We start from the raw sequence: 8,307 nt of genomic DNA, 5'->3' as shown, positions 1-8,307 counted from the left end.
ACGAAGTCAGTAACCATACATACGGTAAGGCGACGCTGACGTGGTTTGAAGAGATTTTCGAAGAGTATAAATACCTACTCTATTTTCTATTATAATCTCTTACTGGCCTTTTGTCTGTAAGCAACTGACCACTCGATAAAACAAAGAGAGCCTATCGCTCTCTCTGCTTGCATTTCACTCTCTGTGGAATGAAAATTATTTAGCTGCTTTTGAAAATGTTACAACGTAATTATAATCTTTCCCATTATTTTTATAGAGATAGTCTTCTTTAACAGTATAACCACGTTTACGTAATTCCTCTTTCTTGGCATCAACTTGGTTCTTGACTGCTACTTTTACTTCATCATCTGTTGAACCTTCCGCGATTTCAAGAGGAGTTCCATTGATATCTCCTAGAAAACCTGCAATATCTTTCATTTTATCAAAGTTATAAAAAACATTGACTTTGACCTTTTGAGGAGCTGATGTTACAACTTCTTCAGCTTCTACTGTTGTTCCTGCGTCTTTTGGAGCTAGTGTTTCTTCTGTTCCTACTTCTACAGATGGTTGTGTGTCTGTTGACTCACTTTCAGAGGTAACTGATGCTTCTTTTGACTCTGACGATTCTTCTGATGTGGCATTTGTTGTTCCATCTTGTGTCTCAGAATTATTTTCTTGTGAATTTACTAAGTTAGAATCAGACGAAGTCGCTTCTCCAGTTTCTTCTGTGGTGGTCAATACTTTTTCTGAGTCTGATGATGGAGCTACAGATGTTTTTCCTGTTTCTGCCATATCCGTAGCTGATGTGTTTTCAGCTGGTTCTACTTGACTTTTCTCTGTGCTTTCCGTAGATTCTACAGTCTTTGCTTCCTCTGTTGCTCCGTTACCGTGCGATGTTACATCTCTTGTTTCTGAAGACGCTTCCTGTGAATTAACATCTTTACTGTTTGTCTCTTCTATCAGATATGTTTTCGACAATATCAGCTTTTGTTTTAAATGAGGAAAGTTGAGATTCTGTCACCTCTGCTTCTTGAATTGCTGGCCCATACTGTCCAACTAAAGCCTCCGAGTCGACCTTATCTCCTAAAATTTGTGCAACAGTAATCCAGTGATGTTCATGACGAGGGTTATTAAATGCACCAAGACCTGTATAAGTATATAGAGGATTTATCAATGATTTATAATGACCAGTTTGACCTGCAACTGTCTCACCCTTTGATTTTTTAATATAATCGGCTTTTTCTGAGTACCATTGCTTAATCGCCTCTGCAAATCCTTTATAATTCCACGCCAAGTTTTCTCCAAATGTTCTAGTACCAGTCGGAAAAGCTGTCCAAATATTTTTGTCAGAGAGACGAGCATGGGCATTCGTAATAGAAGACTCAGCAGCTCTCATAAGAGCCGTTTTTTCCAGTTGTGTTGACCACTTAATCGGAACATACTTATCTACTAATTTCTCCTCAAAAGCCTCTTTACGAATCTTATTAAGAGAATCTAAGATAGCTTGTTGATCTGGTGTTAAAAATTCTCCTTTGATTCCCACCAAAACATTGCCAGCAGATGCTTGACTCACTTCCGATTTAAATACAGTCTGCACCTCCTTTTGTGGTACAGCCGGCACTTCCCCTTTCGGTGTTACTGGATCTTCCGTGGTTGGTCTTGTAGCTACCGGTGCTTCTGATTTTGGTGCTGGAGACGCTGGTGCTTCTGATTTTGGCGCTGGCGCTGCTGGTGCTTCTGCTCTTGGTTCTGATACCATTGGCTCTTCTGCTTTTGGCGCTGGGGTCGCTGGTGCTTCTGATTTTGGTTCTGATACCATTGGCTCTTCTGCTTTTGGCGCTGGTGACTCTGGTGCTTCTGCTTTTGGTTCTGATACCATTGGCTCTTCTGCTTTTGGCGCTGGGGTCGCTGGTGCTTCTGATTTTGGTTCTGATACCATTGGCTCTTCTACTTTCGGTGCTGGAGATACGGGTGCTTCTGCTTCTGATACCGTTGGTTCTTCTACTTTCGGCTCTGGAGCTGCTGGTTCTTCCGCTTTTGGTTCTGATACCATTGGCTCTTCCGCTTTTGGCGCTGGCGCTTCAGAACTTGGATTTGAAACTACAGGTTGATTTGTAGTCCCTATATTTGAAGGAGCCTTGTCTGTTACTGGACTTGATTCAGTTGAGTTTCCTGACTCATTTGTAGTATCTACAGATGGAGCATGTAAAGTTTCTGATCTTGTTTCTGATTTTGGTGCAACTGTGACTGAGGCTTCTGATTTCGGTGCTGATACTGCTGGTGTTTCCACAGCTACTGGTGTCGTTTGTTTAACAGTAGTCCTTTGCTCTCCAGTTACAGTATCTGTCTTTGTTTCAACTTCATAACTTTGACGGCTACCAGAATTCTCAATCGACACTCGCTGTCTTTTGACTTCTGTATTTCCATCTTTTAGAAAAGCTTCTTCGCTAAAATACAATTTATTATTAGTAAAAATCAAATCTCTATTTGCAATACGATTTATCTCAACCAAACTATCAACAGATAGCCCCGTTGCTCCACTAATAGCACTCAGTGTATCTCCCCACTTAATTGTGTAGTGTGATAAATTGTCTATATTTTGAATATCAGCTTTCACTTCCTCAACTGTTCTGGCTACCCAGACACTATCTTGTTCACTGGCTGATACAGTTGGGGCTAAAAAGCCCAGACCTAGCAAAATCACACCTGTCGCAACAATTGCACCAGTTCTCAATTTTCTAAAGCCACGGAGGGACAAGCTTCCTCTAACATTTGTTTGTCTCATAATGTTTATTTTTCCTCACTATTCTATATTTTCCAAGGTAGACCCTGCCTAGGTCTACTAGCCTATGTTTGCGATATGGATAGGCTTCTACAGATTTATCTATCTATTTTCAAGATAAGATTTCTATAGATTTTTATGCACAATTCCATATATAAGTTGCGAAACTCCTTTCTAATAAATTCCATAGCTTTAGTATATCATATTTAAACACTAAAGTACAACGAAAGCAACTGAAAGCAATGATTTTCACCATTGCTTTCTGCTTCATTTATCATTTTAAAACTTTCAGTTGCTAGCCTCATTTTTCAGTCTGGCATCAGTATTATTCACCATCCAGCAAGAGCTCTTTTGGTTGTTTTCTAAGGAGATTGCTTGAAGCAAGCGCCATAACGGCCACCACTAGAACCAAGGCAAGGACAAAGACGATGATAAAGTCTGATGTCTGAATGGAAATATCTAGGCTCGACAAGGTCTTGTTAAAGCCATCTACTTCTGCACCACCACCAAGGTTAGAGGCTTGAGCAGCCTTGCTGGCTTGCTTGGCAACACCTGAAGTCACATTGGCAAGGACAGTGTTTCCAATTGCACGGGCAGTGTAGCTGGCTAGGAAGTAAGCAGAAACAAGAGCAGGAATTGCAATCAAGATGGATTCGGTGATGAATTGCCCCAAGATACTTGCCTGCTTAAGACCGATAGAGAGGAGAATGCCCACTTCCTTACGACGGGCGTTGATCCAAAGACTAAGCAAGAGTGCAAGGAGAAGGACTGAGAAGCTCAAGCTACCCCAGAAGAGGAGGTTGGCCATCTTGTACATACCAGAGATGGATTGCTCAAGAGCTGGGTAGTTAGAGGAGCTCTTCACCAGTGTATAGCTCTTCCAGTTGATACCACTTATGCCATTCAACTCTTTCATAACATCATCCAAGTTCTTGTCCGCTGTTACAAAGAAGGTTGCATCCCCATAAATAGCTGTGTCTTCTGTGTATCCATAAAGTTTAGCCGCCGTGTGAATGTCTGTGATGGCTGTGTTTTCGTAAAGCTCTTGTGAGTAAGTTACTGCCGACTTATTGTGGCCATCAAAGAGTCCCTTGATTGTCACTTCAACTGTTTCCTTGGCTCCTTTTTCATTGTCTGCATCGTAGATATTGGAGTCCAGTTTAACCTTGTCCCCTACTTTCCAGCCGTGTTTGGCTGCCAAGTCCTTGTGCAAGAGGATTTTATCCTTGTCGTCGTTGGTTAAGTGCTCTCCTTCGACTAGTTTATAAGAACCAGAGACAAACTTGTCTTCTTTAGAGGAGTCATTGACACCTGTAATCATCAAGCTACTTCCAAAACGTTTGGCACGATCAGCAGTGAAATTCTTCTTGGTTTCTGGCGTTTCAATGAGGTCATATCCAGTCAAATCTCCGATAGCGTTGATACGTTTGACATAAGACTCGATGGCCTTGTTTTCGGTGATTTTTTTGATGTCTTCACCCTTGATATTCCCAGCACCACGAGGCGTTCCTTGGTTGACGCGACGATTGATTTGCATGGAGAAGCTGTTGGTGATATTTTTAAAGGTCTCCTGAGAAGCTTTGGCAGTAGCTCCCTTGATTGACAAGCCAACTAAACTCAAGCTCGCCATGAGGAGAATAATCAGGAAGATGACAATCGATTTGAAAAACTTCCTTGTAACATAGGCAAATGCGTTGTGTAACATAGGTTACCTTTCTAGATTTTATTCTATTTTATAGTTTGAACAGAAAAAGTTCGTATTATTTCGTAGTATTTCGAGTTTCAGTCAGGTTCTTATCTTTCAACTCAAGTGTAATATCTGATGCTTGTGCCACTTCTTTGCTGTGGGTTACGACGATGACACATTTACCTGTTTTCTGGGCAAGTGATTTGAGCAGTTCGACAATATCTCCAGCAGTTTTAGGATCCAGATTTCCTGTTGGCTCATCAGCTAGAATAACTGGAGCTTCTGAGACCAAACTGCGAGCAATGGCAACACGTTGCTGTTGACCACCTGATAACTGGAGAACATTCCGCTTGATCTGATTTTCATCTAAACCAAGCTCAAGCAGTGTATCCTTGCTTGCCTTTTTGTTGACCAAGCGGATATTTTCCAGTGGAGAAAGATAGTCTATCAAGTTATAATTTTGAAATACCAGGGAAATATGGTGCACACGATGGTAGGAATAGCCCTTCTTACGAATATCCTCTCCTTGGAAAAGAATCGAACCTTCAACAGGACTATCTAAACCAGCAAGTAGGGACAAGAGAGTGGATTTCCCCGCTCCTGACTCACCAATGATACTGTAAAATTTCCCAGGTTCAAAATTATAATTGATCTGATATAGGACTGCCTCAGCAGTGTTCTTATAACGGTAGTTAAGGTCTTGTAATTGTAATAAAGTCATGATTTCTCCTTCTTAACTAATAGATGATAAAATTTCTTTCGGCGATTTTCTAAATAAGAATAGGAAACAAAGGGCTACAGATAAGCAACTAAGCAGAACTAGAAAAACATAGGATTCTGCAAAAGATAGGGTGCTGGTTGATAGACTGCTTGCTTTAGCTAGCGTGTCTTGTAGGGCTGCCTGATCTCCACTTGCTAGTAGGGTTTGGAGTAGGTAAGATGTTATTGCGTTTCCTGCAACAAATGCTGGAAGCAAAGCTCCAAGAGATACCAAAACTACCTCTAAACAGAATTGTAGGAAGATCGAGCTCTTGCCTTTTCCAAGTGCCAGTAAAATTCCCACTTCGTAGACCCTTTCTCTCAACCAGAGAGACAAAACCAGAATTAAGGCTCCTGCTCCTGCTATCAACATCCCATAAAGGAAGATGGTCAGGAAGGTTTGGAAGGTTTCCACTGAGTCTTTGATTTGTTCAAAAGCCTTGTTTTCCTTCTCGACTTGGTAGCCTTGACTTTCCAAGGCCAAGTTTTCCACCTGCTTCATGAGTCCGTCCATTTCCTTAGGATTTTCTACATAGAAGCGAGCTGCACTGACTTGAGCTTCACTATTGCCCAAAAGTGTCTGGCTACTTTCATAGTCTGTAAAGACCTGGTTTTCACTGAAGTCGGAAGACAAACCTGTGAATTTCTCCTGTTTTTTACCAGAGAAGATTCCGACGATTTCAAACTCTACTGTTTGCCCTTTGCCAGATTCGGACTGTCCAGCATCCAAGCTAATCTTGTCATGAAGTGAAAGACCGTTCTTCTTAGCCAACTCTTCGTGGATGATGATTTTCTTTGAATCCCCTTTTTGAAGGTGACGACCTTCTTTTAGGTTGAAAGCCGAGCTAGTAAAGGTTACATCCTTGGATGAATCCTCAAGAGCCGTTAAGCTGACCAAGTTTTTGTCCGCTGCTGACAATTCATCACGCTCCACGCTCTGCTCGCCACTCACTGCTTCCTTGTCTTTTAGTTTTGCGACCGTCTCGAGTTCAGGAGAGACATGTTCCAGTCCCTTAATCTGGCTCACGGATGATAAGTCCGACAACTTGAAAGTCTGACCATTTTCTATCTTCTTAATAGAAAAAGAGGTGTTGAGTGATTTGTAAAGATTGCTTTCCACTGTTTTGTTGGACTTCATCAGAGTCAAACAGGCTGAAATTCCAGCCAATAGGACCAATAAAATCAGAAATAAAATAAAACTTCTCAGTCGTTTTCTGCTGACATAAGCCCAAGCTCTTTGGATTGGATTCATTTGTCACCTCCATATTTGTAAGAATATTATAAAACCCAAATATGAAATGTTTATGAAATACGAAAAAAAATATCGAGTAGGGGATAATCTCTAGTCCCTCTCACACCACCGTACGTGCCGTTCGGCATACGGCGGTTCAACTAACTTTTAACGCATGTCGTTCAAGGTCATAATCCAAACACAAAATCAGTCCACGTTTTTCTTAGGCTAAAAGAGTCCACTGGACTCTTTTACTCCGTCCCATAACCAATGATTTAATAGCGCGTTCAGCTAGATTATTGGAAAGGACCAGATGCCCGTCTTTCAATAGAAATCACGACTTTCTGATGAATTTATTTTGGGAGTGATAGAAAAGCCCTTCATAAGCCAGTCTACTTGTTCAGGCGTGAGAGCTTTGATATCCTTTTCTGTACTGGGCCAAGTCAGTCTGCCGCTCTCAAAGCGTTTATATAGTAGCCAAAATCCTTGACCATCCCAGTAAAGGGATTTAAAGCGGTCTTTACGTCCACCACAAAAGAGAAAGACTTGACCTGAAAAGGGATTTAATTCAAAGTGGGTTTTAATGAGATAAGCCAGTGAATCAATGCCTTGCCTCATATCCGTTTTCCCACACACGAGATAGACCTGCCCTAGGCTAGATAGATGAATTGTCATAGAGCAACACCTTATCCAAAAGCTCTTCTATCATTTCGAGATTGTGGAATCTCTACAGGAACAATAGGTTGTGGCATTAAAATATCCTCCAATAGTTTTACTTTACTAATAGTATACAGGAGGTCTTCCATGAATGATAGATACCTTGTTATGACGCGCTTACCGTACTATTATAAATTCAATCCACTATATCATTTGATTCACTAGTAAAAAAAGGATAACATCTCCTCTCGGAGATGCTATCCTTTTGGGGGCGACTAGAACATAGTGTTCCAATCTATTTTCGTTAAATTTACAGAATGTTTATCCTATGAATTATTTTATCAAAGTAATTTCTTACTCTTCTTCCTTGCGTTTTTTCGCGATAAGGAGTCCCCCTGTTGCTGCTGCAAGAAGTGCTAGAGCAAGTGAAGCGCTAGATTGTTCTGTACCAGTATTTGGCAATTCTTTCGCTCCTGCTTTCTCAGCTGGTGCTTGAGCAGGTGAATCTTGGTTGGTAGCTGGATTAACTGCTACTGAACTATCTGATTTCTTGACTGTCTTATCTGCTGGAATAACAGATGTAGTACCATCTTCAAAGGTTACAACTACTGATCCGTCTTTGTTTACCTTAATATCTTTCGCAGTTGGGTTAGATTTCTTAACTTCTTCGGCTACCTTAGCTTTTTCTGCGTCAGTCAAGTTGCTTGGATCTTTAACTGATGTTGCTGACGGATCCTTAACACTATCTGCATCTTTAGCTTTCTCAACTGCTTTAGCTGCTGGAATTACTGCTGTTGAGCCATCTGGGAAGGTTACAGTTATTGTTCCATCTTTACCTACTTTAACATCTGTTGCAGTTGGGTTAGATTTCTTAACTTCTTCGGCTACCTTAGCTCTTTCTGCATCAGTCAAGTTGCTTGGATCTTTAACCGATGTTACTGATGGATCTTTAACACTATCTGTATCCTTAGTTGATGGATCTACTGGTTTAGATTCTGGTTTCGAGTTTGGATCTTTCGGATTTGTTCCTTTTTCTACTTCTTCCTTATCAGTCAAGCCATCGCCATCTGTATCAGCTTTAGTAGGGTCTGTTCCTTTCTCTACTTCTTCCTTATCAGTCAAGCCATCGCCATCTGTATCAGCTTTAGTAGGGTCTGTTCCTTTCTCTACTTCTTCCTTATCAGTCAAGCCATCGCCATCTGTATCAGCTTT

General features: G+C 41.1%; 7 protein-coding genes and 1 pseudogene. All 8 read right to left on the bottom strand.

Annotated features, from left to right (window positions below; all coding sequences use genetic code 11):
- Nucleotides 1–195 precede the first annotated feature (195 nt).
- On the bottom strand, nt 196–957 hold the full coding sequence (locus HT678_RS09510) for a hypothetical protein (RefSeq protein ID WP_119948111.1): 762 nt from the start codon (nt 955–957) through the stop codon (nt 196–198).
- Entirely contained in the window at nt 920–2,764 is a 1,845-nt protein-coding gene (locus HT678_RS09505; RefSeq protein ID WP_172924904.1) for a CAP domain-containing protein, read from the bottom strand. The genes HT678_RS09510 and HT678_RS09505 overlap by 38 nt, the downstream gene beginning before the upstream one ends.
- A gap of 322 nt (nt 2,765–3,086) precedes the next feature.
- Entirely contained in the window at nt 3,087–4,466 is a 1,380-nt protein-coding gene (vex3, locus tag HT678_RS09500) for an ABC transporter permease subunit Vex3 (protein WP_172924902.1), read from the bottom strand.
- A 55-nt stretch (nt 4,467–4,521) separates the two neighbouring features.
- Nucleotides 4,522–5,169, bottom strand: a complete 648-nt coding sequence (vex2, locus tag HT678_RS09495) for an ABC transporter ATP-binding subunit Vex2 (RefSeq protein WP_172924900.1) — start codon at nt 5,167–5,169, stop codon at nt 4,522–4,524.
- Nucleotides 5,170–5,181: 12 nt separating this feature from the next.
- On the bottom strand, nt 5,182–6,459 hold the full coding sequence (locus HT678_RS09490) for an ABC transporter permease (protein WP_172924898.1): 1,278 nt from the start codon (nt 6,457–6,459) through the stop codon (nt 5,182–5,184).
- A gap of 235 nt (nt 6,460–6,694) precedes the next feature.
- Nucleotides 6,695–6,769: pseudogene (locus tag HT678_RS09485) on the bottom strand (transposase); the annotation flags it as partial.
- The gene (gene tnpB / locus HT678_RS09480; RefSeq protein ID WP_023937629.1) at nt 6,763–7,113 is read right to left on the bottom strand and encodes an IS66 family insertion sequence element accessory protein TnpB; all 351 of its coding nucleotides are present in this window, start codon (nt 7,111–7,113) and stop codon (nt 6,763–6,765) included. The gene tnpB and the pseudogene HT678_RS09485, both read right to left, overlap by 7 nt.
- Nucleotides 7,114–7,449: 336 nt before the next feature.
- A partial coding sequence (locus HT678_RS09475; protein WP_172924896.1) for an LPXTG cell wall anchor domain-containing protein occupies nt 7,450–8,307 on the bottom strand: 858 nt, incomplete at its 5' end.

The organism is Streptococcus sp. 3167, from assembly GCF_013277175.1.
Classification (GTDB): domain Bacteria; phylum Bacillota; class Bacilli; order Lactobacillales; family Streptococcaceae; genus Streptococcus; species Streptococcus pseudopneumoniae.
This window is presented reverse-complemented; position numbering and strand designations above follow the sequence as displayed.